Raw genomic sequence first — 26,750 nt, 5'->3', positions numbered from 1 at the left:
CAAGGTACGGACCGAGCCCCTCCTCCGGGTGCGTACTGGCCGCGAGCGCCGGGGTGGCTTGGTCGCCGCCGCTGGCTGGGTAGCGGCGCAGGGCGGGGCGTGCGGTGCAGATGTCGCAGGGTTCGAGCGTGGTCGGGGCGCAGTCGTCGCAGCGCTGCACGGTCCCGGCGTAGCGGCCGACGGGCAACGTGAGCCCGCAGGCGCAGGTTGCTGGTTCGCGTGGCGTGGTCGTGGGTGGGGTGGTCATGCGTCCACGTACTCCGTTTCTGCCATGAGGCGGAGGACGTCGTCACGGTCGTTGCGGCGTGCGACGGCGCCGATGCTGTCGGCTGAGCTATACCCGGCGCGGTGTGCTGCGCGGTCAGGGGCCTCGCCTCCGCGCACCAAGAAGGCGAACTCGTCGAGGTGGTCGTGGGCCGTCTCGGGACGGGCGCTGGGCGTCTCGGGGCCCGCGCTGGGGTCGTCGATCGTGTCGTCGTCCCAGGCGGCGGGTACGACCCATCCACGCTCGGCGGCGAGCGCCGCGGCGCGCTGTGAGGGCCCTCGCGTGTTGCTGAGGGTGGTGTAGAGCAGGCAGATCGCGTCGTAGGTCTCGCGGGTCACGTGAGGGCTGCGCGGACTGACGATCTTCTCGGGCTGCTGGAGGTAGCCGGCCGATCTGAGGACTTGCTCCATGTGGGCGTAGGTCCAGCCGAGGGCTTGGACGGCGTGGATGCGGCGCACCGTGCCGTCTCTGGGCACGAGCGGCTCGGGGCGGTCGCGGGCGACTTGCTCGGGGGTGACGGCCAGGAGTCGGTCGGCGACGTCGCGCTTGAGGGTGGTTCGCCCTCGCAGCAGATGGGTGAGGGTCGCGCGGCACACACCAGCTGCGTAGGCGATGGATGCGGCTGTCAGGTCGTGGTCGAGAAGGGTGCGCACGTGCGCGCGCACGGGGCCTGCGGGGACGGTGCGCTTGCGACCGCAGGCGACGTCGTATCGGTACTGCTTCTCCCAGGCGTTGGTTCCGTACGGGGCGCGCCGTGCGTTCGTCGAGGGCGCGGTGGTCGGCGTGGTCATGACAGCTCCTTGAGCGCCTGCAGGATGTCGGCGCGGTGCTCGTGGACGTGGGCGCGCCAGTCCGGGAGGTCGGCGGGGACGTCGCCGGTGGGCGTGAGGTCCACGTGGACCTGGCCGTGGCCGATGGCGATGCGGCCGCCGAGTCGGCCGGAGGTGGCGAAGGTGTCGATGACATCGGTGGTGAACGCGAGCTCGAGGGGGCTGGGGCGGCGCAGTCTGAGCCAGGTGGAGAACTGGGTCCCGGCGGGGAACGTCTCGATGTGGAACAGCATCTGATTGCTGCCGCTGGTGACGTGCGGGGTTCCGTCTTCGTCGATCGTGTGGGTGGCGTCGCTGGTCGCCACGGGGGCGAAGTCGTGGTTGTCGCTGTCGTCCTGTCGGGTGTAGGCCTCGAGCTGAACGACGTTGTGGGCGGTCATCTTCGTGGGGACGCCGGTGATCCGGGTGGTCTCGGCCAGGTGCGGGACGACCTTGCCGACGTCGAGCGCGCCGCCGATGATCGTTCCGCCCGCTGCGGCGCCGAAGACACCCAGCTGGGGGACGAGGTCGCGGACGTGCTGCAGCCGGCTCCCGGACAGGGGCTCGGTGCTGCTCTTGGCCAGCGCGCCGCCGCCGCGCAGGGCGTGTGCCGCGGGTGCGGGCAGCTGGCCCTCGTAGTCGACGGCGTCGCGCAGCAGCTCTTCGCCGATGCGCCGCAGTCGTCCACGCAGGGTGTTGCCGGAGATGACGGGGACGTACACCAGCTGGCCGGCGTCGGTCATGACGCGCTCGCGCCGCAGGAGGGTGATGGTGCCGCGGGTGTCGCCTCCGTGGGCGATGGAGCTTGCCGCGGTCAGGGTGCCGTTCCAGGTGATCGTCATCGGGTCTCTCCGGCGGTGGCGGGGGTGTGTGCGGCGCGGCGGGCTTCGGCGACGATGCGGGTGCGCAGGAGGAGCGCCTCGGTTTCGAACCGCAGGACCTCAAGCACTGGGAGTGGGTCGGCACGCAGGAGCTGCTCGAGCTCGGCGCGTTCGGCGGGCCGGGCGGGGGCGGATCCGAGGTCGTCGGCGACCTCGCGCCACCAGCGGCGCAGGTTCGGCGCCCGGTAGGTCGCACAGATCACGCGGTCGGGCAGCAGCGAGGCCCAGTACGTCTTGCGGTAGCGGGCGACCCAGCTGCTGTTCCACTCGATGCCGTAGTGCACGTGCAGCAAGAGGCGTTCTGCTGTTCCTTCGGGGCCGTCCAGCGGCGGCATGTACTCCGCCGCGGCGGCGAGCCAGCGGTCGGTCGGGGTCTGCTCGTTCGTCACTGGAGCGCCCCGTAGGCGGGCAGGGCCATGTAGTACGGGGCCACCTCGAAGCAGAGCCCGCACTCGGCGTCGGCGGGGTGGACACCGGGTGCCTCGCCGCGCGTGGTCTGCCCGCAGAGGGTGGAGGGGGGCAGGGTGTCCGGGCTGGCGCCGACCAGCGCGGGACTGACCGCGACGAGGTGGGTGATGGCGTCTCCCGTCGAGGTCACGGCGGCGAAGGGGATGGTCAACGGTCCTCCTTGGTCGAGGGGGTGGTGGCGTGCAGGGCGAGGGGCAGCCACGGGCTATCGGCGTCGCGCCAGGGGGCCAGGCGGTCCCAGTCAGCAAGGACGTTTGCCCACTGGTCGCGAGGCTGGCGGGCGAGCACGGCGAACGGCGGCGCGGGCTCGGTGAGCATCCGGGAGCCGAACCCGCGGGTGCGCAGGTGCGTGACGGCGGTGAGCAGATGGGCGTCGGCGCGTCCCCACGGGAAGCAGGCGTTGTCGGTGGTCACCCGCCCCCAGCGAGCGCCGGGCACCAGATGCTTGCGCCCGGGACGCAGCGGCACGACGAGCGCCTCATCCGGGCCGACCGCGCCGGCCGCGAGGATCCCGGCGAGCCGGGCGCGGCTCAGCACCGTGGCGGTTGCGGGCTCGCGGGTCACCTGGTGGGGGTAGGAGCGCAGCGCGGGCGTGCTGTACGCCCAGGCGCACCGGTCGCACAGGAACCGTCCGCGGGGGTCGGCCCAGTCGTCGTAGCCGGTGAAGCTCTTCGAGACCGCTGATGTCGCTGGCTGCTCAGCGCCCTGGGTGGCGCATCGGGCGCAGCGGCCGTGATTGCCGGGCTCGGTGCTGCTGTGCGTCTGGCTGGCCCACATCGCGGTCAGTACGTCCATGGCGGGCCTCCCCTCGCACAGGTCAGTGGTCTGTGTCTGTCACCTGGGGGAAGGTGCGCGGGGGGCGCGTTCTGTGACAGCGGCCCCGCAGGTTGTTCGGCGTCGGCTGGTCGGGCTTCGTGGGGCCGGGGCAGACGAGAGGCGGCCCTCCCCCGCGTCCTGGAGGAGGGCCGCCGTAGGACGGGGCGTGGGTGGGTGGTGATCAGGCGGCGACCTCCTGCACGCCTTCGAGGCGCTGCTGGGCGATGGTGAGCTCGGCGACGGTGACGTTCTCGCGTCGCAGGCTTCCCTCGGTGTGGCGGTCGCCGTCGCTGATCTGGCGGATGTCGTTCCAGTTCATTTCTGCCTCCGGGTGTGATGTGTGGTGCGATATCTCCCAACGTATTCATCACCCGTGAGGGCTTCCAGACATTGTGGGCACCCCTGGCGTGGTTCTTCATTGGTGCTGCGAAAGGCCCCCGTTGCGCCCCACTAAGGGGTGCAACGGGGGCCTTTGCTGGGCCGTGCAGAGCGTCTAGTTGAATTCCCGAGCCGGGCCTATTCGTCGTCCTTGGCTAGCAGCTGCTCGGTGTAGTCGTACTCATCGGGGTCGAGCTTGACCTCGCGCAGCGCTGCCCAGAGCTCAACGTCTGCGGGCGTTCCGGGGCTCTCTTCGCGGACGGTGGCGCGGTGGCGGGCGATGGCCGTCACGAGGACGTTGACGACGTACCGTGCCCGGGGTTGGAAGTCGCCGGCCTTTCCGGCCCAGTCCAGGTACTGGGGCGCGGAGCCGCCGCGGTCGATGCGGGCCCAGGACTGCTGGCACAGCTCGATGAACTTCGCTGCGCGCTTCTTCTGCGCCTCCGGTACTTCGTCACGCTCGAGGGCGTCCTGGGTGGCGTTGAGGAATTCCTCGAGGATGTCGTAGGCACGGTCGGCGAGCTTGCCGTCGGCACGGACGGCGAGCCAGAGCTTGTCCCACGCGTCGCGCCCAGCCTTCGACTGGTCTCGGGGCACGAGGTGGGACCGCAGCAGCTCGGCGAGTTCGACGTCGCTCAGCGCGAGCAGGGCGGCTGGCATGGGGTCCTTGGGGACCGCGACAGGCGTGCGGACTCGGGTCCAGGGGGCGTCGATCGGGGGCACTGGGGTCGCTTTCTCCTCGAGCTGTGAGCCGGCGGTTCGGCCGGGGGCGCAGCGGTGGATATGAGTCTCCCGCATCGCCTGTGGCGTCGCGCCGTTCACGCGGCCGCAGCGCGGCGGGCGCGCTCGGCTGCACGCCGCTTGGTGTTGGCGCTGCGGCACTCCATGCAGCGGCAGTTCTTGCGGTACTGGGAGATCCCGCCCTTGCCGGGCTCGTGGAGGGCGCCGTCGGTGTTGCGGGCCATGCGCTGCAGCCAGTCCGCGGTGTCAATGTCTTCGCGCCCGATGGCCCGCATCTGCTCGCGGTCCTTGGTCGTGGTGCCGGCCCAGTAGCCCTCTTCGTCGCCGGCGAGTGCCCACAGCAGGCAGGTGGCGCGACCGTCGCAGCGCTTGCACAGGGCTGCCTGGTCCTGCGGCACGACGCTCTGCTCACGATCCGGCACCCAGTCGCCCTCGACGGAGGCGGTCGCGCAGCGCGCGGACTCGATGGGGAATCGCTGGGCAAAAGACTCGGAGGCGTCGCCACCGTTGTGACGAGCCTCCGGGTCAGGCTGCATGCTCGCAGTGGTGTCACTGTACGGGGTCTGCTCGCGCGAGGCGATGAGCGTGGTCATGAGGGTGGTTCCTCTCGGTTCGGATGGTGAGTCCGGCGCCCTGGTTAGGAGCGATGCGACCATCATGACACCGAGTGCTGCACTCCGTCCACCGATGCAGCTCAGCGGGGTCTCGCGGGCGTGTCCGTAGACTCGAGAGGTGAGCAGCGCGCAGGGCAGGGCGTACGGCTATGAGCAGGTCGCCGAACGGCTGCATCAGGTGTTCGGTGTTCGCCCTGCTGCCTCCACCCTTCGTGCGGCGGTGGCCACTTCCCGGACATCGACCACATCCCGTCGCCCGAGCATCACGACGGGCATGCCAGCGCCGATGCCGAAGGGTTCCGCGCGCCGTGTGCTGTTCGACGCCGACGAGATCGAGGAGTGGCTCGACCAACACCCATGGCGCCGTCGCGATCAGGTCCTGCATGAGGCCGCCGAAAGGTTGAGGCGGGGCGAGGACGAATCAGCCGTCGTCGAAGGACTGCGACGGGTGGGCGTCTCGTGGTCGGAGGTCGCGCAACTGATCCGCCGAACCGAGGGCCGCCACGTGCCGAAGTCGTCAGTGCACAAGCGGTACCGATCGCGCGATTAGCGCGGCGGGCCGCATCGTTGCCGAACGCGTCTTCCCTCAACTGGTCGCGCCGCTGGAAGCCATAGCGGCGGGTGAATTCGCCACCGTCGTGCGGCGAGGGGGCGTTGCCGAGGCGGACACTGAGGACATCAGGCCGGAAAGCTAGGGTCCGCCGGTGAGCCCCTCCCGCCTGCATCACCCATTCCCACTGCACTCATCAGTTCGCCGATGATCACAGAGGAGGCCGGAATGGACGAGCACAGAGACCCGATGGACGGGATCACCGTCACTCAGGATGAGGAAGATCCCTACGGCTGGGTCATCAGCCTTACCGAGGGTGCCTCGCTGATCGGCATGCTCGACCAGACACGCGCCACGATCGCCCAGGGGGGCACACCCCGAGTCGAGCTCGCAGCGGGCGACGCCACGAGACTCAAGCGGGCACTGGAAACACTTGTGAACGCCGACCTCGCCTGGGTCGATGTCCGCATCGCCTCCCATGAGTAAGGGGCCGGCACGTGTCCACGCTCGAACGGTTCAAGCAGCTCCTTCAGAACCTGTTCTCCGGCGGGGCCGCGCCTGCCCCCCGTAGTAGCGCCTCGACACCACCAGACACCAAGGCAGCCGCGGCGCCACAGGCATCGGCCGCAACGCCCCCACCGGCATCAGGTCCTCCTGCCGACCCGTACAAGGAAGCCTCCGACAAGACGATCGCGACGCTGACATGGTTCGTCGGCGCACTGGCGGCCATCGCAACGTTGGTGGTCGCCGGCACCCAGCTGAGCAGTATCGGCGAACTCAGCAAGGGGCCCCGGCTGGGGTGGGCGATCGGCTCGGCGGCAGCCGCGCTCGCCGGGACCATCGCCGCAATCGGTCTGCTGACATGGGCGCGGCTACCCGGAAAGCCGGCCGACCAGGCTCGGCTTCAAGAACTAGCCCAAGGCAAGGAAGGCCGCCGCGGAAACGCCCGGCGTGACGCGTGGCTCCTCGACCGCGTCGAGGCTGACCCCGCATTTCACAGGGGCACAGGCACATTGAAGGACCTGATGGCTCAGATGAGCGCGACCGACGCGGAGTATCACGAAGCGCTGAAGCAGTATCACAAGGAGAAGTCCGCAGCGCGCGCGACGACGACCGATCCCAAGGCCGAGAACCGGAAAATAGCTAAGGCGAAAGCCGCACTCGACGTCGCCACCGACGATGTCAAACGCCTTCGATTTGGCGTTCAGATGAGCGCACACCTCCTTCGGTACATCGACTTTCGACGAAAGGTCTACCGCGCTATCTGGGCTGTCCTCGCGCTCTCGGTCGTGGTCGCCGCCGCACTCGTGACGCTCGCCTGGGCCGCCAACCCGCCCGAGGAGGACGCGACCCCACAGGCCGTAGCACGCCCCGTGCACGCTCAGCTGTACCTGGTGTCCAAGGACGAGATCTGGTCCGCCCGGCTTGGCCCCGAGTGCGCGGCCGCGGCGCGCATGGACGGGATCGAGGTAGTTGCGCTGGCTTCCGACGACGAGTCGGCCACGGTGGTGACGATCCCGTCGGGCCAGTGCCTCGAGCCACGCAGAGTGGTCGTTCCGAGTGACGACGGCGCAGTGATCGCGGTGTCCGGCAGCCTGCCCGACGCCTCAGGATGACAAGGCTCAGCGACGGCGAGCGCTGGGTTCTAGGCAGCCAGATCGACCCATGTGGCCGCGAGCGCGGCGCCGGCCACGATCGCTGGGCCGAAGGCGAAGTGGTCGCTGCCGCGGCGCCCCCGCACCAGCATCACGACGCCGACCAGCGCGCCGACCAGGACGGCGGCGACCACGGCGGCGACCACCACAGGCCAACCGAGCGGGCCCAGCATCATCCCGGTGAACAGTGCGAGCTTCACGTCCCCGCGGCCCATGCTCCCGACGACGGCGAGCACGACGAAGAACAGCCCCACGCCCGCGGCCCCCAGCCCGGCATGCAGCCACACCTGCGACCCTTCCGTCACGCTGCCCCAGCTCGTGGTCACCAGCAGCGCTCCGGCGGTCGGCGCCAGGACCCGGTCAGGGATCCGGTGGACGTCCAGGTCGATCCACACGATCGCGAGCCCCCCGGCCAAGTACACCGCCAGCCCTGCGGCGAACCACGCCGAGTCCTGCATGGCCGCGAGCGCCCCGCACAGCCCCGCCACGACGGGCACAGCCAGGACCACCGAGCGACGCGGCACGAACCGGGTGACGTCCCCGACACGCGCGTACCGCCGCTGGGGCAGCCACCAGGCGAAGAACACCCCGACGAGCAGACCCCCGACGGCGCCGACGACTCCAGCCACGCCTACTTGCTCATCTCGCGCTGCGCGTCCCCCTCGTAGCCAGCTCCGTCCGTCGGCCGCGGCAGGTCCATCCCCGCGGCCAGGATCTCGGGAGCGAACCCCCACTCCCCCCGTCGCAGGTCCTCGATGGACTCCGCGCTCTCCCACACGTCGTTCTTGTCCTTGCCCGCCATGGTCCCTCTCCTCACTTCTCGTCGGTCACGTCACGCAGCTGCACGACGCGCTTCTTGCCGGTCGACCCGTCCGGGCGCCGGAACGTCGCCTCGTGGGAGCCCACCACCTCGAACTCCAGCCCGCGCGGGAGCAAGTGTTGGGTGTTGTCCGCACCGTCCGACCGACCGAGGTAGGCGCCCCGACGCGTCTCCATCTCGAACACCACCACCCGCCCCCGCTCGTCGACCACCTGCCCCGCGGTCTCGTGCAGCTGGTGCGTCGCCGCGGTGTACCGGTCGAACGACAGCCGCCGACCGGGCCTGAAGTTGTTCGCCACGAAGCCGGCCACGTTCTGCCGATTGATGTACCAGGGCATCGCGACGTTCGCGTACAACACGTGCCCACGATCGTTGTGCCGCTCGTAGGCCTGGATCGACCGATCGATCCGGCGCACCCGAGCCTGGTCCGCGTCCGAAAGCTCCGCGACGTCACCGGTGTGCTCCGACAACTGGTCGTTCACCGACCGCCACGCCGCCTCACGACTGACCAGCGCGTGCTGCGTGCGCACCTGCACCTCAGGCAGCCCCGCCAAGGTCAACGTCCGCGCCTTCGAGCGCGCCTTGCGCTGCCTCGAGGACGCCGGGGCGCGCACCTGGCCCGCCGGCGGCAACCTGCGCTGCATCACCGGGTGGCGCAGCTCGGCATTCGTCTCCCGCGGCATCAGGCGATCGCGGTCCTTCTGCAGGCGGTTCAGGCCGGGCATGGCCTCGGTCATCCGGTCGAGGTCGCGCAAGCCTTCGCGGGCCACGGTGCGTTGGGCGTGTTCGTCGGTGTCCAGGAGCGCCGCGCTCTTGGTGCTGGTGGGGCCGGAGCCGCGGTCAGCGTCCACGACGTATCCGTCTGGGCGTGCGGGCCCGTGGGAGCTGGAGCGCTTTGCCATGTCGCGCGCCTTCCTGTCGGTGTGGTGGTTCACCTGGGGGAAGGTGCCGGCGGGGGCCGTTCTGTGACACCAGCAGGGCGCGCGTCCCCGTCGGTAGCTGGGGTCAGCCGAAATCCTGCGGGCTCTTCGACAGGTCGGCCGCCTCGTCCATGGTCATGTCGTCGACGAGCCAGGCGTCAGCACTGCTGGGGCGGTAGAGGTCGAGAGTCATGAGGACCACCCGGGTGTCGCCGGTGCGTCCCTCGTTGTTCACGGGGGTGAGCTCGACGAGACGCGCGCGGCTGGTCATCGTGGCGGTGTCGTGCGCCTGTTCGTCGACGCCGACGGCCTCGTCCGCGCTGGTCACCGTGACCTTGTAGCGCGCCTTGTCGTGGGCGAGCACGTTCCACCAGTGCCCGGGGCTGCTGGGCAGCTCCTGGGTGTTGAGCTGCGCGAACTCGGCGGTGAGGTACTGGGCGGCGCGTCGACGAGCGTCCAGCGGGGACTCGTCCTTGGCGGCGTCCACCTCCCACCACGTGCGAGCCACGGCGTCCGCCACGGCGTCGGGGCCAACCGGCCGCGACGAGGCGCTCGCGGACGTGCTCGGCGACGGGCTGGCCGGGCTCTTCCCGCCGGCGTCCGCGCCGTTCGAGGGGGCGCGAGTGGCTGCCAGCTCCTGGGACGGACGCGCGGGAGCGTCTCCTTCGTCGGAGGCGCATCCCGCCAGCGCTAGAGTGCACGCGACCGCCGCGGCCGCGCACCTGGCCAGGGCCGTCCCGGCCCCTCGTCGAGTGTCTTTCGTCGTTGCCACGCCTCTACCCCTTCGCCCCTTCGGTGCCTACGAACTCCCAGTGCCAGGCCTCGCTCTTGCGCCCGTCGATGCGCGCCCACGACGGGTGCTGCCACCCGAAGGCTGGTCCGTGCTCACGCAGCCACCGGTGACGGGTGGAGCCCTCGGGGCCTAGGTTTCCGATGTCGAGGGCCAGGCCCCACCCGTGGTTGGAGTAGCCCGGTGTGGCTGCGAGGAAGCCCTTGGTGGCCTTCAGCCGGACCTGGGTGGCGTAGTCGCGGTAGGCGTCGGTGATCGCGAGGTTCTGCCCGAACTTGGCCTTGAAGGCCTTGTTCAGCTCGCTCAGCGCGCGCTGCGCGTCGCACCGCAGGACCTGCCCGGACGCGGCCCACGGGATCTGGCACAGGATCGATCGATCGAGCTTGCCCGAGCCTCCGATGGCCTCGCGGTAGGTGCCGTCGGCCGAGACATCCGGACCGCCACCAGCGGCGTAGTCGTGACCGGCGAGCGCCTTGGTGTAGCGGGCGATGCCGCCCATGATCTTCTCGACGTAGGAGCGGGTCTCGATGATGCCCGGCACTCCGCCAGCGGCCAGGACGCGCCCGGAACCGGCGTTGTAGGCCGCGAGCGCCAGGCGAATGGGGTCGCCGCTGATCGTGCCGGCGTCGAGCTGTTGGTTCACCCAGGTGTGCAGGTGGCACATGTAGTCGGCCTGGGAGCCGATGGCGTCGAGGGGGTCGTTCGCGTCGGCGCGCCCGTCACCGGAGTAGTCCTTGCCGAACTCGGACCACGTCGGGGGCATGAACTGCGCCATGCCCATGGCTCCCACGGGGCTGATGGCGGCTGGGTTCCAGTTGGACTCGGCCTCGATCTGCGCGGCGATGACGGGTGCGGTGATGCCCTTGCACCGCTTGCCCGCCTCGGTGATCGCGGCGCGGTAGGCCTCGGGGATCGCCTGGAGGTTGAGCGCGCCGGTGCCGCCGCTGGTCTCGAGTTTCGGGGGGCCGTTCATGATCGTGATGACGCCGAGCCCGATGACCGCGGCGGGGGCGGCCAGCAGGAGGACGGGCACGATCAGGAGCGCCAGGAGCCACTTCTTGCTCATGCGTTGCCCTCCCGTCCTGCGGTGAGGACCGGGTGGGCGGCTCCGTCGTTGCGGGTTCGGCGTGGCCCGGTGGCGGCGAGGTCAGTCCCCGCCGCCACCGGGCTCGTCGTCGGGCGGCTGGTCACGAGTGCTTCCCGAAATTGGTGGGCTTGAGGCGCGCCCGCAGCTCGCGCACGGCGTCGGGGTCGATGCCGGTCGGGCGGTAGACCTCGACGTCGTCGTTGCCGTTGGGCGTGGTGTCGCGGCGGTAGGTGACGCCCGTGCTCTGGTCGACCATGCCGCCGCCCTTGTGGGGCCGCATCGGCGACGAGGTGAGTTTGGCTCGCAGCGCGCTGTCGCGGGCCTGACGTGCGGCGTCGACGGCCTTGGTGGTGCGCGTGACGGCGTTGGCGGCCTTTCCGGTGCTGATCACCTTGGCGCCCTTGGCTGCTGCCCCGGCGGTCACCGCGCTCTTGCTCGCGGTGATGGCCCGGGTCGTGGTGGTCGCCGCGGTTGCGGTGCGCGCTGCGGTGCCCGTCTTGGTTCCGATGGCGAGTACCTTCGCGCCGGCGGTGACGGCGGCGCTGGACCCGCCGGTCGCGAACAGGGCCGCGCCCTGGGCTGCCGCCTTGGTGGCCGTGCCCAGCCGCGAGCGCAGGATGAGCGCCTTGGAGGGTGCGCTCGTGAGCGCGCCGGCGGCGGTGGTCGCGGGCTGGTGGAACGGGCCCTTGGGTGCCCACGGCGGCCGAGGCGCCGGGCCGGGGCCGGGCGTGGGGCTGGTGCCCGCGCCGGGCCCGAGCAGGTTGGGAACGCTGCTGGTGGCGAGCTGGGGCCGGGTCTTGACCGGTACTCGCACGGCCGGGCTGCTCCCGCTGGCGGGGGCCTCCAGCTGGGGCTTCGCCGTGTTGGCCGGGGGGAGCTTCTTGGCGCCGCGGCGGGCGAAGAGCCACGCCTGGTAGCCCTTGTCCGCGACCTGGCCGGGCAGCTTGCTCGGCTCGTAGGCGGTGCTGCTGGCGCCGAGCTGCGCGAGCCTGTCGCCGATCCGGTGCAGGGCCTTCTTGACCTTGTGGCGCGCGATGATCAGCCCGATGGTGCCGGCGACCAGCAGCAGGTTGAAGATGCGGATGCGCAGCATGAACGGCACGCCCTCGGACTGGGCGAAGAAGACGGTCTGGATCTTCATCCAGCCGGTGATGAACGCGCAGGTGATGGCGATCATGCCGAGCGCGAAGGCCAGGTTGCTGGCGGTGCGCATGAGGGAGGCGCGGGGGCCGCCCGGTGCGACGCCGATGATGAGCAGGGCGATGAGCTTGATGCCCTGCCAGCCCGCGCCGAGCACGGCCAGGATGAACACGATCATCAGCACGAGGGAGAACAGGCCGAAGGCGATCAGCACGGTCCACATCTCGCCGGCGTTGATGGTCTTGACGATGTCGGGCTTGTCGGAGAACTCCTTGTAGGCGGGGTCGCAGCGGGCGATCGTCTCGCGCGTGTCGGTGAGGTCCTTGCCGTTCTGGACCGCGTCGTCGTACACGGACTCGCACTTGGAGTCGTCGATGACGGCGCCGTAGTTGATGATCTGGTGGGGCGTGCGGATGAAGGTGTCCACCAGGGCCGTCACGGCGCTGTCGGCGAGCTCGGCCGAGTTGCCCTCCAGGTTCTTCCCGTCGCTGGAGATCGCCGCCGAGAGGTCCATCCCGGCGTCGCGGCTCTGGTAGATCAGGCCGGTGTCCTTGTCGCCGATGATGCCGATGGGGTTGGCCAGCACCCCCACGGCCAGGGCGGCGATGGTGCAGCCGACGAGCAGCTCGACGATCCCGCCGGCGAAGCGGCCCTTGATCAGCCACCAGGCCACGACGGCGCTCAGGATGACGAACATCAGCTGCATGAGGCCGAACTGGTCGACCGCGATCTGAACCACCGACGCCAGGCCGCGCAGCGGCGCCAGCAGCCACTCCACCCACTCGAGCTTCATCAGCCAGGCGAGCGTGCCGATCGAGATCTGCATGAAGTACCGGTAGGGCTCCCACCCGATGGTCATGGCCATGGTCCAGAACCAGTTGTCCGCGTTCCAGACCTGACCGCCGTCGTACATCGCGAGGCGGAAGTCGCTGGCGGGGATGCCGTGCGAGTCCGTCACCAGGATCGGGTCCGGCACGGCGGCGGTCTGCTGGCCGCTGACGGCCGCCGACGCCGAGGCAGCAGTGGTCAGCGCGACGACGGCGGTCATCGCGAGGATGGCGGCGAGGCGCTTGCGGGCGCTCATGCGTCGGCCCCCTCGGGGGTGGTGAGGATGGCGTGGGCGCGCTCGTCGGTGGCGGGCGGCAGGATCTTGGCTCGCCCGATGCGCCCCTGGAAGTCGCGCATCAGGCACTCGCCGCGGCGCTCCAGCGGCACGCCCTGGTCGGCGAGCACGGGCGAGGTCTCGTTCGCGATGAGGTCGACGAGCTCGTCCTCGACCGGGGCCTCGACGGGCAGGCTCAGAATCCAGCGCAGGCCACGGGCCGCGAGCGTGCGGTCCCGGTGACGCATCAGGACGCGGAAGGCGATCAGGCCGCGCAGGACCTCGTCGCCGAAGTCGGCCTCGGGGTCGTGGGAGCCGAGGATGATCGTCGCGAGGTGCTTGCGACCGTCGCGCACGAACATCCGCAGCTCGGCGAGCCCTTCGGGCGAAGAGGTCACCGAGTGCGCCTCGTCGACGATGAACAGCCCGAGTCGCTTGCTGTCGCTCATGCAGCGGCGCCGGGCGATCGCGGTGATGAGCGCGTACATCGCGCGGCCGAGCTTCTTCTCCAGGCTCATCTGGGCGAACCGCATCGGGTTGTTCAGCTCGTCGGCGTCGGGGAGCTCGAGCAGGGCGGTCCAGAACACGATCGCGGGCGCGTCCATGTCCAGGGGAGGCAGATGCGGGTTGAAGATCGCCGCGCCGAAGTCCTTGCGCGCGAACACGTTCATCTTGCGCCCGAGGTCTTCCGCGCCCGGGAGGTCGCATGCACCGCTGGTCAGGTGGTCGACGAGAGCCCCGAGGCTGGTGATCTGGTAGGCGCTGAGGTACTGGGCTTCCAGGACATCGCTCAGCAGGACGCCCTGCTCCTCGGTGGAGTCGACGTTCAGCAGGGTGGTCAGGAACGTCTGAGCGATTCGGGCGCCCTGTCCGACACCGAAGATCCGGATCGGGTCGACGCTGAACCTAGCGTTCTCCGAGACGTCGACGACCACCGAGCCGGGGATCGGCGCGACGGCGGTGGCCCACTCCCCGGACACGGTGCGGTCAACGGCTACCAGGGTCGCGCCACGCGCGACGGCGTCCAGCGCGCACTTCTTGAGGAAGAAGCTCTTGCCCGACCCGAGCTCGCCGACCACGCCGATGGCCATCGCGACCTCCATGCGGATGCCCGCGCCGGCCAGGTCGATCAGAACGGGGTTGGGCCGGCCGCCAGAGATCTCCAGCGCCGCCAGGAAGCCGCGGTCGTCGCCGAGCTCGCTGGTGATGACGGGAACCGCCGCGGCGATGTTGTGCGCGGTGGTGATCTGCGACAGCTCGCGCACGGCGCGCGTGGTCGGCACCCCGGGCAGCATCGCGTCCCACAGCGCCTCCTGCGCTGCGGCGTCGGTGACGAGCTTGAACTGCGACCGGGCGTAGTGCTTGGTGAGCTCACCCGCCAGGTCCTCGGCCTCCTCGGGGGTCGTGCCCCCGACCGCGAGGATCGCGGTGTGCTCGACCTCGACCTCGAGCTCGTCGGAGTCGAGGATGCCCTGGTACTCCGCGAGGTCGCTGGCGGCGGTGACAAGCTGGCTCGATCCGCCGGCGCGGTTCTCCTCCGAGCGCTGGTCGAACTGGTCGGTGAGGTTCGCGTTGGCGCGGCGGTTGCGCGCCGTGACCTCGTCCCGGCCTCGCACGTTCAGACGCAGCGCCCAGTCGACGGGGATGCCGGACTCGTCGAGACGTCCGAGCCACTCGCCGCCGGGGAAGGCGATGCCGCCGCTGGGGACGTTGGCCACGGCCAGCATCACCTGGTAGGAGGGCTCGGTGGTCTCGAGGTTGGTGACCCTGAGGTAGCGGCGCTTGAGCCGCTCCCACGGGGTCAGGCGGCGGCCGAGGTCCGTCTCGCCGGAGGGGTCGGTGTGCACGTCGGGGATGGAGGCGCCGGCGCTGAGGATCCGGGTGACCGGGTCTGTGGCGTCGCCGTTGGGGACCGGCAGGTCCAGGTGCAGCCCGCGCTGCTGGGCGTGGATCTGCACCCAGGTCATCTCTGCGACCGTCGCGGGGCGGGCGTTGAAGGACGAGGGCAGCACCTTGCGGATCAGCTCGGCCTGCTCGAGTCGGTTGCGCACCTGGCGCGGGGAGGGCCCCACGCGGGGCATCGCCGCCGCGTCGCGCAGGCTGGCGCCGGCGGCGCGCAGCGGCTCTGACCACGCCCTGGAGCCGGCGTTCTTGAGCGGCACGGCGAGCCAGTAGGCGCGCCGGCCGATGTCGATCTCCTTGAGGAGGTCGAGGGTCGCGACGCACTCTGCGGCCCACTCCTCGCGGTCGTCCATGTCCAGGCCGTCGATCATCTGCTGCACGACCGTGGTGGGGTCGGTGGAGGCGCAGTAGCCCAGCAGGAGACCTTCACCGCGCAGCGCCCGGAACAGGCTCGCGTGCAGGGCCCGGGTGTCCTCCTTGGCGTCGGTCGTGCGGTAGCCGTAGGGCAGCGGCTCGAGGCGCCACATCGCCCACACGGTCCCGGAGCGGGTCCACATGAGGTTGTGCGTCATGTCGGTCAGCTGGCTGTGGCTCACGAATCCTCCTGGGTGTTGGCGTTGGCCAGCAGGCGGCCGACGGCGGTCAGCTGGACGGTCTGGCGGCCGGTGGGTGCCGCGGGCTCCGGGGCGGCCACTTCGGGCGTCGGCTTGGGTGGGTGCTGAGTCGTGCTCGGCTCCGCAGTGGGCATGTCGGCTTCGGGCTCGCCGGTCGTGTCGTCGGCGAGCAGGGGCGGAAGTTGGGGTGTCACGACCCGGTGGCGGAGGCGTCGAGGCTTGCTCACGGGAAGCGGCTTGCCGTTGACCTTCCCGCCCGGGGCCCGGAGGGTGAGGGCTGCGAAGTCGACCGTCCAGGACAGCGGGTTGCGTCCGCTGCGCGGCAGCTTGCCCATGCCGTAGACGGCGCCGGCGACGATCGCGATGAAGATCGTGGCGTTGGTGACCCCGTCGAAGACGGCCCAGAACTTGATCGTCTTCCACAGCCCGAAGACGATCGCGAAGAAGGCGATGACCTGTCCGAGCGTGTAGGGCCCGCCGGGGATCTTCGATCCTTCGCTGGTGCGCCCGATCAGGATCGGGATGCGGCGGGCACGGGTGTACCACCGCGCCGCGCGAGAGTCCTGAGCCATCGTCATACCTCCGGCACCCCGGGAGGGGGTGTCAGACCAGCTCCGGGCCGGCGTCGGGGACGGTGAGGACGACCGAGGTCGCCGGTGCGGCCTTCCGCAGCTCCTCGTCGATGCTGCCCGAGAAGAGCTTGGTGCCGCCGTTGATCAGGAAGCCGACGAAGGCTCCGACGATCGCGATGCCGGCGATGGCGCCCATGGCCCACCGCGCCTTGAATCCGACGACGAGGATGGCCAGCGTGACCGCCAGGAAGATGACGTTCTTGATGAGGTCGCCCGCGTCCCCGACCAGGCGGTTGCCGGTGTCGAAGAGGCCCTCGGCCTGCACCTGGCCGGCGGCACTGAGTGCGTGCACGGACGCCGAGGCGGCGTCCAGAACGGTGAGGTCGAACATCACAGATCTCCTTCAGGGGTGGGCGTCTGATCAGGACGCGTCGTGGAGGTGGGGATCTCGGTGATCTCCCACCGGCCCGCGCGAGCCTCGAGGTCGAGGACGTACTGCGCGGTGGTCTGCTGCCCGTCGGGGCGGGTGAGGGTCGCGGCGACGAGCACGCGCAGGGCGTCCCCGTCCGCCGGGCTCTCGGAGTCCGTCGCGTCGCCGGGTTCGCCCAGCACGCTGTCGACGGCCACCGAGGTGTAGGCGGGCGGGTCGAGCGGTGCGATGACCGTGCCCGGGCTGAGGTAGCGCTCGATGTCGCCGTCGCCCGCGAGGTGCGAGCCGAGGAACCCGGCGACGGTCTCGGTCAGCGCCTGGTCGCCGCCCAGGTCGTCGGAGAAGCCGGACGGCTGTTCGGCGAGCAGCGACGGGCCGGCGATCGGGGACGGCAGCGCGGTCGCCGCCGTGCCCGGTCCGGTGGCGGTCTGCGCGACGACGACCGGCACCTGGTAGTAGCGCCGGACCCAGGCGGTCGCGCCGTCCTCACCGCTCGGCTCGGTGACGTCGGCACCGACGACGACCGTCCACTGGCCCGGGCCTGCCTCGTCGACCGACGCGACCGTGACCGCGCGGACCGGCAGCGCTTCCTCGGGCAGCGTCTCCATGCCGTTGGGGTAGATCCGGTCGAGGGCCGCGTGGTCGTCGTTGGTCGCCGAGAGCCAGGCCGCAACCGCCGCACGTCCGGCGTCACCGGCCACGCTCGAGCCGACCAGGTCCACCTGATCGACGGTGGTCGGCGCGGCATCACTCGACGTCGCCCACGACCAGCCGATGACGCCGACGGCAACCGGGCCGCACACGAGTGCCACGACGCCGAGCACCGTCACGGCACGGGCTGCGAGCGCCGGTCCGCCGGTCCACTCGGTGGCGTGGGCGATCGGCTGGTTGTCGTCCGTGGTCTCCGGGCGGTCGGTGGGCTCGTCGGTGGTGGGCTGTTCGGGTCGGATCCGCAGGGCGAGCTTCATGCCGCGTCGCCTCCTTTCTCGATCGGGTCGGTGCTCGGGTGGGCGGGCACGACGGTGAGGGTCGGGCGGCTGTCGGTGGGGCCGTTGACGCAGCGGATCGCGCGGCGCACCTCGGGCGAGTCGGCTCGGTTCAGCGCGAGGCGCATGCGCTCGCTGGCCTCTTCGTCGAGGGGCTTGGCGGCGAGGGGCCCGAGCGCCGAGATGATCTCCTCGCGGGCTCGGGTGGCGGCGCGGAGCGCGACGGTGTCGGCAAGGTCGCGCGGCACACGGCGGGTGGGGCTCATCGGTTCTCCTCGGGCCTGTGGTCTGTCACCCGGGGGAATGTGTGGGGGCACCCGTGCTTGTGACGCGGGCTGGTGAGATTTCTTGCCCCGCGTCGTTCGTGGCTTATTGGTGCAGGTCAGCAGCGTGGGCAAGGTGCCGTGGTGGCGCGCTTGGCCCTCTTGCCCGGGGGGCAATTTCTGGTGAGGCGGCTTCGGGCAAGAGTCCAGGCAAGGGGGCGTCGGTTGGGTGGGTCTCGGTCGGATGTTCGGCCCCGTGCCCACATCTCGTGGACGGTTTGCAGCGCTAATTCCTACGGTCCATGTAGACCCACCCGAACGACAGGGAGCCACCGATGAGGATCGTCACGAACGTGTTCCGCCAGCACGACGTCGCGCCGGAGAACCTCGCTTCGGCCCTCTGCGCGCACCTGACCCGTGAGTGGGCCGAGCTTCACCAGCTGGCGAGCACACGCAGCACGGTTCGTCGCTGGAGCAGGACGGAGCAGGCCCTGGCCGGGTTCGCCCGGCCGGGTGACATCGTGGATGCGATCGACGCCGCGGAGTACGCGCAGAAGGACGAGATGCTCATCGCCCTGGTCCGTCTGTTCCAGGGTGGTCAGCAGCTGGCGGGCCGCACGGTGCTCCAGGCCATGCTGCCGAAGCTGATGAGGGTGGCCGACCGGGTCGCGACGCCTACGTCATCGAAGGACACCTGGGACGAGGACCGTCGTCACATCGCGGTCGCCGAGTTCTGGGACGTGATGTCGACGTACCCCACCCACCGCCGGCCGCGGCGGGTTGCGTCGAACCTGTCCCTGGACACGTTGCACCGGGTGACGCGCACGGCGCCGGGTGCCCCGGAGATCTCGGTGCCGCCCACCGAGCTGCCGGGCGCGTCTTCGGACCACGCGCTCGTGGACTGGAAGCGCGGGCTGGCCTACGAGGACCCCGAGGTCGGCGAGGAGCTCACCACGGAGTCCGACATCATCGAGGTGCTCGCCTGGGGGGTCCGGAACACGGTGATCTCGCTGGCCGACGCGCGGCTGCTCACGACGGTCTACATGAACGAGGACCGGCGCGACTACGGCAGTGCCATGGAGCGGTTCGGGTTCACCCACGACCAGGCCCGCACGCGCTGCTCGCGTGCGATCGCGAAGCTCCGGGCAGCCGCCGGCGACGAGTTCAACGGGGACGCAGCGCTCTCTGCCTGATCTCCTGCCGCGCCCGCAGCGCGTCGGCGCCGAGCTAACCCCGCTCGCCTGCAGGGCACCGCCCGGCCACACTGGGGCCTCATGTGCGGCAGGTATGCGAACGCCCGACGAGACGACGAGCTCGCACGTCGGTTCCGCGTCGCCGAGCTCGTCGGCGAGGATCTTGGCCCGTCGTGGAACGTGGCTCCCACCCAGGATGTGCGCGTCGTGCTCGAGCGCGTCGAGGCCGAGCAGGCGCAGCGGCAGCTGCGCACCGTGCGGTGGGGTCTCGTCCCCTCGTGGGCGAAGGATCCGAAGATCGGATCCCGGATGATCAACGCCCGCGTCGAGACGCTCACCGAGAAGCCCTCTTTCCGCCGCGCCGCCGCCCGCCGGCGCCTCATCGTCCCGATGGACGGCTACTTCGAGTGGCAGGCACCCGAGTCAGGCAAGGGCCGCAAGACGCCCTACTACCTCACGAGCCCCGACGGGGCGGCGCTCGCGGCCGCGGGCCTGTACGAGCTGTGGCGCGACCCGGGCAAGACCGACGAGGATCCCGACAGGTGGCTGTGGTCGATGACGGTGATCACGACCGACGCGACCGACACCCTCGGGCACATCCACGACCGCTCACCACTGCTCCTGCCGGACGACGTGTGGGACGACTGGCTCGACCCCGGCCTCACCGAGAGCGACGACGTCGACGCGCTCATCCGCGCCATCCCAGAGCCCCACCTCCAGCCGGTCGAGGTCTCCCCCGCCGTCGGCAACGTCCGCAACAACCGGCCCTCGTTGATCGACCCGGTCACCCCCTCGACGTAGCCGTCCCGGCTGACCCCGCCGCCGGCGGCCTGTGGATGACGGGCCAGCGCCGCGGGCCAGGCTTGGCAGGATGCCCGTATGGCCGAAGCCCCGCTCCCGAGATTCATGTCCGTCGACGACGTCGCGGAGGAGCTCGCCGTCTCGCGCGCCGTCGTATACAGCACGCTCAAGTCGGGGGTGCTTCCGGCGATTCAGGTGGGGCCGAAGAACATCTGGCGCATCGAACGCCGAGTGTTCGAGGAGTACATCGAGGCGCGGTATGCCGAGACCAGGGAGCGACGGGAGCGCGGGGAGATCTGACTCACCGGGCCGGCATCCCTCGCTCGTGGTCGTACGGGTGGGTGAACCTGCTCTCGTCGCCGCCAGTGCAGTGCCCCACGACCAGTGCCTCGCCGTAGCATCCGGGGATGAGCGGCGACGTCACGCTTCGATCCCCGGCCCCGCCTGGACTCTCGGGGACCGCGATGATGCAACTCCCCCAGTCGTGGATCCTGACCGCGAGCGCCCTGGCGGCGGGGTGGCTGGCGATCTCCTCCGAGACGGTCGATTCTGATCGGTACCCCACCGGGCAGGATGGCACGGCGCTCACGGTCGGTCGGTCGGGCCCGCTTGAGGTGATCTTGGGTCGTGCGACCGATCGTGCTCGGCGGCTGACGAACGCCTTCGGGTTCCGGGTCGGCCCTGACCGGGACACCCCGCCTCAGCGGGCCCTTGCCGAGCTCGACGAAGCCATGCTGCGCCCGCTCGAGATCGATGCCGGTCGCCTCGTCCAGTACATGGCCCAGCACACGGTCTCGGTCCGGCATCTGAGCTACGGCAGCCCCATCTCGGTGTCGTTCAACCTCGGTCCCGTCGGCGACGCTGTTCGTCCTGGGCTGCGCGCTCTGACCGACTTCCGCGGCTACCGCCGACGGGTGAAGGCTCAGAACCGGGCCGATGAGGTCACCGCGCGCGCCCAGGAAGCGAACGCGAACGCAGACATCAGAGAGGCCCAGTACCGCGAGCTGACCGCTCGCCAGTACCTGGAGACGCTCCCGTACCGAGACGTCGACCACCACGAGGTACTTGTCGCTATTACCGAGGCATTCCGCGCCGGTGATGCTCCATCTCACGTCGCCGAGCGCGCGGCACGGGCCCTCACCTCCAGCCCCCACGTGACTAGCGCTGTCGGGACGACACTCGCGATGGACATCGAGGTGGAGGACGGGCCGGACGACATCTGGTTCGCGGCCCCGTAGCTGCCCACGTGCGGGGTCCGACGGCCCCTCCACCGCCACAGGCGAGCTTCACCCGCGGCGTGACTCTGGCAACGATGTGGGTGGCGAAGGCGACCATGTCGGAATGCAGGCTGCGCTGGACACCGTCACGGGCAAGCCGGTCTCCGCCGATGACACGTACCGCGAGATGTCGGAGTCGGAGCGGGCGGTGCTGCGGCTGGTGTGCCCGGGCTGGTCCGATGAGGCGTCGGCGGAGTGCCGCGCTCCGGTGGCGTTCCGCAACCGGACGCGCGACGGCAAGCGGGCGTGTTTCAGCGCTTCGCACCGGGCCGGATGCGACCACGGGTCCGAGCCGTCCGATGATGTTCCCGGTGATGCGGGCCGGCCGGTCCCGCAGCGACCGGCGTCGGCGGCGGTGATCGACATCGACCTCAGCGCGGCTGCGCCCTCGCGCGGCCCGGACGGACGCCACCGGCCCGATGAGGCCGTGGCCGGCGCCAGCACGAGGCGCCACGCTCTACAGCCCGCGGCCGGTGGAGTGGGGCAGGGCTCGACTCGTCGCCGCCTGAGCACCCTGGCGGCGGCACTCGCCGATCCGGGGCGCAGCCTGGATCCGGGCGCGTGGGTGCGGCTCGAAGGGTTCCCCGAGCTGCCGGTGCGGTTCTTCTTCGTACGGATGGAGCTCACCTCGCCCGAGTGGCACGGGCGCCGTCGTGGGTACTACGGCATGGTGCGCCGGGTGGACCGTGGGGTGAAGCCGGGCTCGCTGTTCGTCTACGTCGAGGGCGCGTGGAAGCCGTCGCTGAAGGTGGTGCTCACCTCGCGCGACCAGAAGATGCTGCGTCTGGGCGACCCACAGGAGCTGGTCGGGCGGCACATCCTGGCTCTCGGGTGGTACACCGCGACCGCAGCCGGGACCGCGTACATCACCCCCGCAAGCTCCGCGGGACGGGTTGCGGTCGCGGTCGTACCCCAGCTCGCCCCTGGGACCCACGACGGGCCATCCCCGGTGAAAACGGAGCCGGCCCCTCGCTCCCCTGCTCCCACCAGGGCAGGGACGCCCCGGCCCGTGGCGGCCACGCGGTCCCGGATAGGTCACGGCAGGGCGGTACCGACACCTCCTGGGTAGGCCCGCACCGTCAGGGGCAGCCCGCCGATGAGCGCCTTGCTCAAGATCGGCTCCCACGCCTCCCCCACGGGTGGAGCCGCAACGAACGCGTCGACATCACCGACGATCGTGATCAGCCCGCCAGCGGAGTGGATCGGGTCCCACCACTCGTCCGGGTGCGGATCCTCGAAGACGTACCCAGCCACGACGCGCTCGCGGTGGTCGGTGGTGACGAGATCGACGTCGTGCCGGCTCTTGAGGTCGATCGCGAGCGCGGTGATCGCCGGCACCCGGAGAGGTCGTCCGACCATCGGGGTGAAGCCGAGGAACTCGAAGTCCGTGGCCCGCAGATGGGTCTCGTCGATGAAGAGGGCAGGCTCGGGCAGTCCGAGGAATCCGGGCATCGTGCGCACCGCGGTGCCGTCGCCGAACGTGATGTCACCGGTCGTCGGTGACCGGAAGAACGAGCTGCCGTCCATGTTCTCTCTCCAGTGGCTCATTGTGGGCAGTACCGCGGGCCCGTTCCATGCAGCGGTCCGTGCACTGGACCTCTGTAGATGACCTTGGCACCTGCTGGGCGCAGAGGCGAGGGTATGGGATGAGTGTCGCTCCTGCCGCGCTCCGGCTCACTCCCGCGCGCAAGCGTTCTTGCGCGTTCCCAGCCAACATTTCGTGGTCGGGTTGTTCCCTGGCTCGCTGTTGCACGTTGACTCGCGAACACCATTCGCGGATAGTGCGGGGCGCCAGGATGAATACACCAGGAGGGGCACCGTGGTTCAGAAGAAGCAGATCGTCCTGATCGATGATGTCGACGGCGGCGACGCCGACGAGACTGTCACGTTCGCGCTTGACGGCGTGACCTACGAGATCGACCTCACGACGAAGCATGCAAAGCAGCTGCGCGACGGTCTGGGCAAGTGGGTGGGGCACGCACGCAGGACCACGTCGCGACCTGTTCGAGGCGGGACGCGCGGCGCGCGCACTGACCGGGAACAGCTCGCGAAGATCCGTGCCTGGGCGCGCGCGAACGGGCACGAGGTGAGCGATCGTGGCCGGATCGCAGCGTCGATCATGGAGGCCTACGAGGCGGCGCACTGAGCAGCCGGGTGATTTACTCTCGGTAAAGCGAGACCGGTGGGTCGAAGGGTGCGACCTTCGACCCACCGTCCGGGCTTGTCTCGCTAGGAGACGAGGTCGCGAACGAGTCTCGCAACGTTGGTGAGCGCCGAGGTGATGGACGCGAGCACGACCACGCGCGATGTCCTCACCTCGGCACTTCCTTGCGTGGGGGGATTCTTCCCTCCGGTCGGCATAGGCGACTCCTTTCATCTCGCCCCTGTGGGGCTACCTTGCGACGACCATCGCCGCTGCAGGAATCACCCTAGAGTCCGCAAACCACAATTCCGGATGCCCGTTCGCCCCTCCCAGTCGTCCCCGCGCGGGCCCGTGCGCCCGCCCCGATGCGGGAAGTGCATCCGTTTCGGTGCCGTTAGCGGCCTCCGTTTGTGTAGCACCCAAATCGCACAAGAGGCTCGGCCGGCGCCCGAAAGTTCGGGAAATTCGTCGCTCGCTTCCGGCGTGTCGCGCACTCTGCGCGGCGGTCCCGAGCGCCACCTGTGTCGCCCCTTGTGATGCCGACGGTTAGGTCAGGCCTTCGGGGGCGGTGAGACCCCGTCGACGGGCAGGTCTGGCCTGGCACCTGGCACGGTCCGTTATTCGGTGCCGTCGGTATTCCTGGCTCTGCTGCTCAGTCGAGGAGTGCTTCATGTGCGGCAGGGTCGCTCCCGGAGGTGGTCCGCGCCGGGGCGGCCCTCTCTCTGACCTACTGGGCCTATGTCCCCACCCGGGCTGTGGTCGATTCGTGCGCGGTCCTGTAGGTGCTGCCAAGTACGCCTCTTCATGTGCAGCAGCGGAGTCTCCATCGGCGACGGGCGGACCGGTGTGCGTCGACGAGTTGAAGACGCGCGATCATCTCCTGGTCGCGGCTGTTGTGCTGCCGGCGGATGTCGCGCCAGTCTCGGGCGCGCGGGAGTGCCCAATGGGGCCAGGCTAGGCCGTCAGGACGTAGTGCTGTCGATGACGAGAACGTCTGCCATCCGGCGCTCCCTCCACTCGGCCAGGAGCTCGTGGAACGCCACCGGTCCGGGGTTGTAGGTGCCGGGGCTGGCCTTCCGCGTGCCTTCGCCGTTGTTGTAGCCGGGGGTGCACTCGGCGAGGAACTTCGAGTTGTCGCGGCCGACGGCCACGAGGGTGTCGTACCACTCCTCCTGGGCCTCGCGCGTCGGCTCGACGTAGCGGGCTGACTCCTTGCGGGCTGCGGCCAGGATCGCGGCGATGTGGTTGGCCTGCTCGGACAGGATGTGCACGAAGTTGACTGCGTTCGCGTTCTGCATCGACCCGAGGTTGAAGAGGTTGGGGAACCCGTGCGTGGTGAAGCCGTGCAGTGTCCGGGGGCCGCGGTGCCAGGTCTCGAGCAGAGTGTGTCCGGCTCTGCCCTGGACCGGCAGCGTTCCGGACACTAGGCCCGAGACGCCCACCTCGAACCCGGTGGCGAAGATGACGCAGTCGACCTCGTACTCGCTGTCACCGACGACGACCCCGGTCTCGGTCATGCGCGTGATGCCACCGTGATCGGCGGTGTCCACGAGGGTCACGTTCGGTCGGTTGAACGCCTGCAGGTACAGGTCGGAGAACCCGGGTCGCTTGCACATGTACCGGTACCAGGGCTTGAGGGCTTCTGCTGTGGCGGGGTCGTCGACGATCTCGTCGACCCGGGCGCGGATCTCGTTCATCTTGACGAAGTCGGCCAGCTCGTCGAGCCGCTCCCGCTCGGCCGGGTCGAGCGTGGTGTCCAGTGCCCCGCTGATCATCTGCCGCTGCAGCTGCGAGGTCGCCGTCCATCCGTCCTGGGTGAGGTCTTCCTCGACGTCCTCCCCGGAGACGATGGCAAGGAAGTTCTCCATGCGTTCCTTCTGCCAACCCGGCTTGAGCGACGCGGCCCACTCGGGGTCGGTGGGCCGGTTGTCGCGCACGTCGACCGACGAGGGGGTGCGCTGCATGACGTACAGGTGCGCCGCGTCGCGGGCCACGTGCGGGATCGCCTGCAGGCCTGTGGCGCCGGTGCCGACCACGGCGACGCGCTTGTCCGCCAGGCCGGTCAGCCCGCCGTCGGGGGTGCCGTCGGTGTAGTCGTAGTCCCACCGGCTGGTGTGGAAGGTGTGGCCGCGGAAGTCCTCGATACCGGGGATGCCGGGTAGTTTCGGCTGGCTCAGGGTGCCGGAGGAGACGATCACGTACCGGGCGCGCATCGCGTCGCCTCGGTCGGTGCGCACCAGCCACTCGGCGGTGTCGTCGTCCCAGGTGAGCTCCGTGACCCGGGTGTGGAAGACCGCGTCGCGGTACAGGCCGTAGTGCTCGGCGATCCGCACGGCGTGCTGCCGGATCTCCTCGCCGGGCGCGTAACGCATCGTGGGGACGTAGCCGGTCTCCTCCAGCAGCGGCATGTAGACGTACGACTCGATGTCGCAGTGGATTCCGGGGTAGCGGTTCCAGTACCAGGTGCCGCCGACGTCACCGGCCTCGTCCATCATCCGGATCGACTCGAAGCCCGCCTCGCGCAGCCGGGCGCCGGTGAGCAGGCCGCCGAACCCGCCACCGACGACCAGCACCTCGACCCGGTCGGTCAGCGGTTCGCGCTCAGTGCGCTCGGTGTACGGGTCCTTCGCGTAGTACCCGAACTCCCCTGCTGCCCGCCTGTACTGATCGAGCCCGTCGGGCCGGATGCGGCGGTCGCGCTCGTGGCGGTAGCGCTCGCGCAGCGCGGCGGGGTCGAAGCCGAGATCGGCAACCGCGGGGACACGGTTGGTTGCGTCGGACACGGGCGTGGCCTTTCGTCGCCGGACAAGGAGGTCGAGCATCGTTGCCCGAGGCGCGTTAAAACGTACACCACCGTACGGATGTGGGTTCGATCGGCTCACGGCGCGCCGGGCGGCGTCGGTAGGCTCCGTGCATGACCGGCTCCCGCCCTCGCCGTGATGCTGCGCGCAACCGCGAGCGGCTCATCCAGGCGGCGAGAGAGGTGTTCCGCGCTCAGGGTGCCGACGCACCGCTGGAGGAGATCGCGGCCGGCGCCGGCGTCAGCCGCACCACGCTGCATCGCCACTTCGCGAGCCGCGAGGAGCTCGCCACCGCGGTACTCGACCAGAACGTCGCGGACATCGAGGCCTATGCGCTCGAGCTGGCGGCCGAAGCCGATGCCGCGGAGCGCCTCTTCCACTACCTGCTCGACGTGCAGCTGGAGTCCCCCTGGCTCGCGCGGATCGTCACCGAGCATGCGACGTCTTGGGCCGGGCTCACCGCCCGCACCGCGGCCGCCTTGGCTCCGTTGGTCGAACAGGCCCGCCGGGATGGTCGGGCGAGGCCCGACGTCACCACCGCTGACATACTTCTGGCCCTCCCGATGGCGCTGGCCGTCCAGATCGCCAGCACGCACAAGGGCGAGCCTCTGCGCGCCGACCGCGGCAGAGAGCTGCTCCATCGTGCACTCTTCGTCACGGCACCGCCGCGCTAGCGATCCGACGCCGAGCACCGCGGCGCATGCGTGTGGCGCCGACGTGCTGCGCCGACTC

31 protein-coding genes are annotated in these 26,750 nt (G+C 70.3%); 10 read left to right on the top strand and 21 right to left on the bottom strand.

Going from position 1 to position 26,750, the window contains the following annotated elements; translation table 11 throughout:
* Nucleotides 1-243: 243 nt before the first annotated feature.
* The 8 genes from ACFQ80_RS06005 to ACFQ80_RS05970 form a co-directional block, all read right to left on the bottom strand.
* A complete protein-coding gene (locus ACFQ80_RS06005; protein WP_430562962.1) occupies nt 244-1,056 on the bottom strand; it encodes a hypothetical protein in 813 nt (270 codons plus the stop codon).
* Nucleotides 1,053-1,916, bottom strand: coding sequence for a hypothetical protein (locus ACFQ80_RS06000; protein ID WP_430562961.1), 864 nt, complete (start codon nt 1,914-1,916; stop codon nt 1,053-1,055). The genes ACFQ80_RS06005 and ACFQ80_RS06000 overlap by 4 nt, the downstream gene beginning before the upstream one ends.
* Nucleotides 1,913-2,344: a hypothetical protein gene (locus ACFQ80_RS05995; RefSeq protein ID WP_430562960.1), complete on the bottom strand. Its 432-nt coding sequence runs from the start codon at nt 2,342-2,344 to the stop codon at nt 1,913-1,915. The genes ACFQ80_RS06000 and ACFQ80_RS05995 overlap by 4 nt, the downstream gene beginning before the upstream one ends.
* Nucleotides 2,341-2,574: a hypothetical protein gene (locus ACFQ80_RS05990; RefSeq protein ID WP_430562959.1), complete on the bottom strand. Its 234-nt coding sequence runs from the start codon at nt 2,572-2,574 to the stop codon at nt 2,341-2,343. Before ACFQ80_RS05990 ends, ACFQ80_RS05995 begins: the two co-directional genes overlap by 4 nt.
* On the bottom strand, nt 2,571-3,218 hold the full coding sequence (locus tag ACFQ80_RS05985) for a hypothetical protein (protein ID WP_430562958.1): 648 nt from the start codon (nt 3,216-3,218) through the stop codon (nt 2,571-2,573). The genes ACFQ80_RS05990 and ACFQ80_RS05985 overlap by 4 nt, the downstream gene beginning before the upstream one ends.
* Nucleotides 3,219-3,420: 202 nt before the next feature.
* A complete protein-coding gene (locus tag ACFQ80_RS05980; RefSeq protein ID WP_430562957.1) occupies nt 3,421-3,558 on the bottom strand; it encodes a hypothetical protein in 138 nt (45 codons plus the stop codon).
* Between the two features lie 197 nt (nt 3,559-3,755).
* The gene (locus tag ACFQ80_RS05975; protein ID WP_430562956.1) at nt 3,756-4,277 is read right to left on the bottom strand and encodes a hypothetical protein; all 522 of its coding nucleotides are present in this window, start codon (nt 4,275-4,277) and stop codon (nt 3,756-3,758) included.
* Between the two features lie 158 nt (nt 4,278-4,435).
* Complete coding sequence (locus ACFQ80_RS05970; protein ID WP_430562955.1) at nt 4,436-4,951, bottom strand: WhiB family transcriptional regulator; 516 nt, start codon at nt 4,949-4,951, stop codon at nt 4,436-4,438.
* A gap of 139 nt (nt 4,952-5,090) precedes the next feature.
* Between ACFQ80_RS05970 and ACFQ80_RS05965 the strand changes: the two genes are divergently transcribed.
* The 3 genes from ACFQ80_RS05965 (at nt 5,091) to ACFQ80_RS05955 (ending at nt 7,138) form a co-directional block, all read left to right on the top strand.
* The gene (locus ACFQ80_RS05965) at nt 5,091-5,522 is read left to right on the top strand and encodes a hypothetical protein (protein ID WP_430562954.1); all 432 of its coding nucleotides are present in this window, start codon (nt 5,091-5,093) and stop codon (nt 5,520-5,522) included.
* 228 nt (nt 5,523-5,750) lie between these two features.
* Nucleotides 5,751-6,008: a hypothetical protein gene (locus ACFQ80_RS05960; RefSeq protein WP_430562953.1), complete on the top strand. Its 258-nt coding sequence runs from the start codon at nt 5,751-5,753 to the stop codon at nt 6,006-6,008.
* 11 nt (nt 6,009-6,019) lie between these two features.
* Nucleotides 6,020-7,138 carry a hypothetical protein gene (locus ACFQ80_RS05955; protein WP_430562952.1) on the top strand — a complete coding sequence of 373 codons (1,119 nt, stop codon included), beginning with the start codon at nt 6,020-6,022 and terminating at the stop codon, nt 7,136-7,138.
* A gap of 29 nt (nt 7,139-7,167) precedes the next feature.
* Here the strand turns inward: ACFQ80_RS05955 and ACFQ80_RS05950 are convergent, their stop codons facing one another.
* From ACFQ80_RS05950 to ACFQ80_RS05900, 11 genes are all read right to left on the bottom strand, one after another.
* Nucleotides 7,168-7,806, bottom strand: coding sequence for a prepilin peptidase (locus ACFQ80_RS05950; RefSeq protein WP_430562951.1), 639 nt, complete (start codon nt 7,804-7,806; stop codon nt 7,168-7,170).
* Nucleotides 7,807-7,808: 2 nt separating this feature from the next.
* Complete coding sequence (locus ACFQ80_RS05945; protein WP_430562950.1) at nt 7,809-7,979, bottom strand: hypothetical protein; 171 nt, start codon at nt 7,977-7,979, stop codon at nt 7,809-7,811.
* 11 nt (nt 7,980-7,990) lie between these two features.
* A complete protein-coding gene (locus ACFQ80_RS05940) occupies nt 7,991-8,932 on the bottom strand; it encodes a hypothetical protein (protein ID WP_430562949.1) in 942 nt (313 codons plus the stop codon).
* 70 nt (nt 8,933-9,002) lie between these two features.
* Nucleotides 9,003-9,425, bottom strand: coding sequence for a hypothetical protein (locus ACFQ80_RS05935; RefSeq protein WP_430562948.1), 423 nt, complete (start codon nt 9,423-9,425; stop codon nt 9,003-9,005).
* Nucleotides 9,426-9,693: 268 nt separating this feature from the next.
* Nucleotides 9,694-10,773 (bottom strand): transglycosylase SLT domain-containing protein, encoded by a 1,080-nt coding sequence (locus tag ACFQ80_RS05930; RefSeq protein ID WP_430562947.1) that lies wholly within the window; start codon nt 10,771-10,773, stop codon nt 9,694-9,696.
* 121 nt (nt 10,774-10,894) lie between these two features.
* Nucleotides 10,895-13,018: a hypothetical protein gene (locus tag ACFQ80_RS05925; RefSeq protein ID WP_430562946.1), complete on the bottom strand. Its 2,124-nt coding sequence runs from the start codon at nt 13,016-13,018 to the stop codon at nt 10,895-10,897.
* Nucleotides 13,015-15,534, bottom strand: coding sequence for an ATP-binding protein (locus ACFQ80_RS05920; protein ID WP_430562945.1), 2,520 nt, complete (start codon nt 15,532-15,534; stop codon nt 13,015-13,017). The genes ACFQ80_RS05925 and ACFQ80_RS05920 overlap by 4 nt, the downstream gene beginning before the upstream one ends.
* Nucleotides 15,531-16,124, bottom strand: a complete 594-nt coding sequence (locus tag ACFQ80_RS05915; protein ID WP_430562944.1) for a hypothetical protein — start codon at nt 16,122-16,124, stop codon at nt 15,531-15,533. The genes ACFQ80_RS05920 and ACFQ80_RS05915 overlap by 4 nt, the downstream gene beginning before the upstream one ends.
* Nucleotides 16,125-16,155: 31 nt before the next feature.
* Nucleotides 16,156-16,515, bottom strand: coding sequence for a hypothetical protein (locus ACFQ80_RS05910; RefSeq protein ID WP_430562943.1), 360 nt, complete (start codon nt 16,513-16,515; stop codon nt 16,156-16,158).
* Nucleotides 16,515-17,522, bottom strand: coding sequence for a conjugal transfer protein (locus ACFQ80_RS05905; RefSeq protein ID WP_430562942.1), 1,008 nt, complete (start codon nt 17,520-17,522; stop codon nt 16,515-16,517). Before ACFQ80_RS05905 ends, ACFQ80_RS05910 begins: the two co-directional genes overlap by 1 nt.
* Nucleotides 17,519-17,806, bottom strand: a complete 288-nt coding sequence (locus ACFQ80_RS05900) for a hypothetical protein (RefSeq protein ID WP_430562941.1) — start codon at nt 17,804-17,806, stop codon at nt 17,519-17,521. The genes ACFQ80_RS05905 and ACFQ80_RS05900 overlap by 4 nt, the downstream gene beginning before the upstream one ends.
* Nucleotides 17,807-18,138: 332 nt before the next feature.
* On the opposite strand from ACFQ80_RS05900, the gene ACFQ80_RS05895 reads away from it, so the two are divergent.
* The 5 genes from ACFQ80_RS05895 to ACFQ80_RS05875 all read left to right on the top strand — a co-directional run bounded on the left by ACFQ80_RS05895 (nt 18,139) and on the right by ACFQ80_RS05875 (nt 22,143).
* On the top strand, nt 18,139-18,996 hold the full coding sequence (locus ACFQ80_RS05895) for a hypothetical protein (RefSeq protein WP_430562940.1): 858 nt from the start codon (nt 18,139-18,141) through the stop codon (nt 18,994-18,996).
* 81 nt (nt 18,997-19,077) lie between these two features.
* Nucleotides 19,078-19,797 carry an SOS response-associated peptidase gene (locus tag ACFQ80_RS05890; protein WP_430562939.1) on the top strand — a complete coding sequence of 240 codons (720 nt, stop codon included), beginning with the start codon at nt 19,078-19,080 and terminating at the stop codon, nt 19,795-19,797.
* Between the two features lie 78 nt (nt 19,798-19,875).
* Complete coding sequence (locus ACFQ80_RS05885; protein WP_430562938.1) at nt 19,876-20,097, top strand: helix-turn-helix domain-containing protein; 222 nt, start codon at nt 19,876-19,878, stop codon at nt 20,095-20,097.
* Between the two features lie 107 nt (nt 20,098-20,204).
* The gene (locus tag ACFQ80_RS05880) at nt 20,205-21,035 is read left to right on the top strand and encodes a hypothetical protein (protein WP_430562937.1); all 831 of its coding nucleotides are present in this window, start codon (nt 20,205-20,207) and stop codon (nt 21,033-21,035) included.
* Between the two features lie 103 nt (nt 21,036-21,138).
* Nucleotides 21,139-22,143 (top strand): hypothetical protein, encoded by a 1,005-nt coding sequence (locus ACFQ80_RS05875; RefSeq protein ID WP_430562936.1) that lies wholly within the window; start codon nt 21,139-21,141, stop codon nt 22,141-22,143.
* On the opposite strand, the gene ACFQ80_RS05870 is transcribed toward ACFQ80_RS05875, so the two are convergent.
* On the bottom strand, nt 22,110-22,622 hold the full coding sequence (locus ACFQ80_RS05870) for a hypothetical protein (RefSeq protein ID WP_430562935.1): 513 nt from the start codon (nt 22,620-22,622) through the stop codon (nt 22,110-22,112). The two genes, ACFQ80_RS05875 and ACFQ80_RS05870, sit on opposite strands and share 34 nt — an antisense overlap.
* A gap of 271 nt (nt 22,623-22,893) precedes the next feature.
* Here ACFQ80_RS05870 and ACFQ80_RS05865 point away from each other — a divergent pair, with 271 nt between their 5' ends.
* On the top strand, nt 22,894-23,220 hold the full coding sequence (locus ACFQ80_RS05865; protein ID WP_430562934.1) for an Lsr2 family protein: 327 nt from the start codon (nt 22,894-22,896) through the stop codon (nt 23,218-23,220).
* Nucleotides 23,221-24,179: 959 nt separating this feature from the next.
* On the opposite strand, the gene ACFQ80_RS05860 is transcribed toward ACFQ80_RS05865, so the two are convergent.
* The gene (locus tag ACFQ80_RS05860) at nt 24,180-26,000 is read right to left on the bottom strand and encodes a flavin-containing monooxygenase (protein WP_430562933.1); all 1,821 of its coding nucleotides are present in this window, start codon (nt 25,998-26,000) and stop codon (nt 24,180-24,182) included.
* A 131-nt stretch (nt 26,001-26,131) separates the two neighbouring features.
* Between ACFQ80_RS05860 and ACFQ80_RS05855 the strand changes: the two genes are divergently transcribed.
* Nucleotides 26,132-26,692, top strand: a complete 561-nt coding sequence (locus ACFQ80_RS05855; RefSeq protein WP_430562932.1) for a TetR/AcrR family transcriptional regulator — start codon at nt 26,132-26,134, stop codon at nt 26,690-26,692.
* Nucleotides 26,693-26,750 lie beyond the last annotated feature (58 nt).

The sequence above is a fragment of the Isoptericola sp. NPDC056578 genome, assembly GCF_042793275.1.
Lineage (GTDB): Bacteria > Actinomycetota > Actinomycetes > Actinomycetales > Cellulomonadaceae > Isoptericola.
This window is presented reverse-complemented; position numbering and strand designations above follow the sequence as displayed.

What these genes read in the sequence shown, in the direction of transcription:
- ACFQ80_RS06005 (WP_430562962.1), bottom strand. Translation starts at nt 1,056, where the DNA reads ATGACCACGCCGACCACCGCGCCCTCGACGAACGCACGGCGCGCCCCG.
- ACFQ80_RS06000 (WP_430562961.1), bottom strand. Translation starts at nt 1,916, where the DNA reads ATGACGATCACCTGGAACGGCACCCTGACCGCGGCAAGCTCCATCGCC.
- ACFQ80_RS05985 (WP_430562958.1), bottom strand. Translation starts at nt 3,218, where the DNA reads ATGGACGTACTGACCGCGATGTGGGCCAGCCAGACGCACAGCAGCACC.
- ACFQ80_RS05980 (WP_430562957.1), bottom strand. Translation starts at nt 3,558, where the DNA reads ATGAACTGGAACGACATCCGCCAGATCAGCGACGGCGACCGCCACACC.
- ACFQ80_RS05975 (WP_430562956.1), bottom strand. Translation starts at nt 4,277, where the DNA reads ATGCCAGCCGCCCTGCTCGCGCTGAGCGACGTCGAACTCGCCGAGCTG.
- ACFQ80_RS05970 (WP_430562955.1), bottom strand. Translation starts at nt 4,951, where the DNA reads ATGACCACGCTCATCGCCTCGCGCGAGCAGACCCCGTACAGTGACACC.
- ACFQ80_RS05960 (WP_430562953.1), top strand. Translation starts at nt 5,751, where the DNA reads ATGGACGAGCACAGAGACCCGATGGACGGGATCACCGTCACTCAGGAT.
- ACFQ80_RS05945 (WP_430562950.1), bottom strand. Translation starts at nt 7,979, where the DNA reads ATGGCGGGCAAGGACAAGAACGACGTGTGGGAGAGCGCGGAGTCCATC.
- ACFQ80_RS05930 (WP_430562947.1), bottom strand. Translation starts at nt 10,773, where the DNA reads ATGAGCAAGAAGTGGCTCCTGGCGCTCCTGATCGTGCCCGTCCTCCTG.
- ACFQ80_RS05925 (WP_430562946.1), bottom strand. Translation starts at nt 13,018, where the DNA reads ATGAGCGCCCGCAAGCGCCTCGCCGCCATCCTCGCGATGACCGCCGTC.
- ACFQ80_RS05915 (WP_430562944.1), bottom strand. Translation starts at nt 16,124, where the DNA reads ATGGCTCAGGACTCTCGCGCGGCGCGGTGGTACACCCGTGCCCGCCGC.
- ACFQ80_RS05910 (WP_430562943.1), bottom strand. Translation starts at nt 16,515, where the DNA reads ATGTTCGACCTCACCGTTCTGGACGCCGCCTCGGCGTCCGTGCACGCA.
- ACFQ80_RS05905 (WP_430562942.1), bottom strand. Translation starts at nt 17,522, where the DNA reads ATGAAGCTCGCCCTGCGGATCCGACCCGAACAGCCCACCACCGACGAG.
- ACFQ80_RS05900 (WP_430562941.1), bottom strand. Translation starts at nt 17,806, where the DNA reads ATGAGCCCCACCCGCCGTGTGCCGCGCGACCTTGCCGACACCGTCGCG.
- ACFQ80_RS05895 (WP_430562940.1), top strand. Translation starts at nt 18,139, where the DNA reads ATGAGGATCGTCACGAACGTGTTCCGCCAGCACGACGTCGCGCCGGAG.
- ACFQ80_RS05890 (WP_430562939.1), top strand. Translation starts at nt 19,078, where the DNA reads ATGTGCGGCAGGTATGCGAACGCCCGACGAGACGACGAGCTCGCACGT.
- ACFQ80_RS05885 (WP_430562938.1), top strand. Translation starts at nt 19,876, where the DNA reads ATGGCCGAAGCCCCGCTCCCGAGATTCATGTCCGTCGACGACGTCGCG.
- ACFQ80_RS05880 (WP_430562937.1), top strand. Translation starts at nt 20,205, where the DNA reads ATGAGCGGCGACGTCACGCTTCGATCCCCGGCCCCGCCTGGACTCTCG.
- ACFQ80_RS05875 (WP_430562936.1), top strand. Translation starts at nt 21,139, where the DNA reads ATGCAGGCTGCGCTGGACACCGTCACGGGCAAGCCGGTCTCCGCCGAT.
- ACFQ80_RS05870 (WP_430562935.1), bottom strand. Translation starts at nt 22,622, where the DNA reads ATGAGCCACTGGAGAGAGAACATGGACGGCAGCTCGTTCTTCCGGTCA.
- ACFQ80_RS05855 (WP_430562932.1), top strand. Translation starts at nt 26,132, where the DNA reads ATGACCGGCTCCCGCCCTCGCCGTGATGCTGCGCGCAACCGCGAGCGG.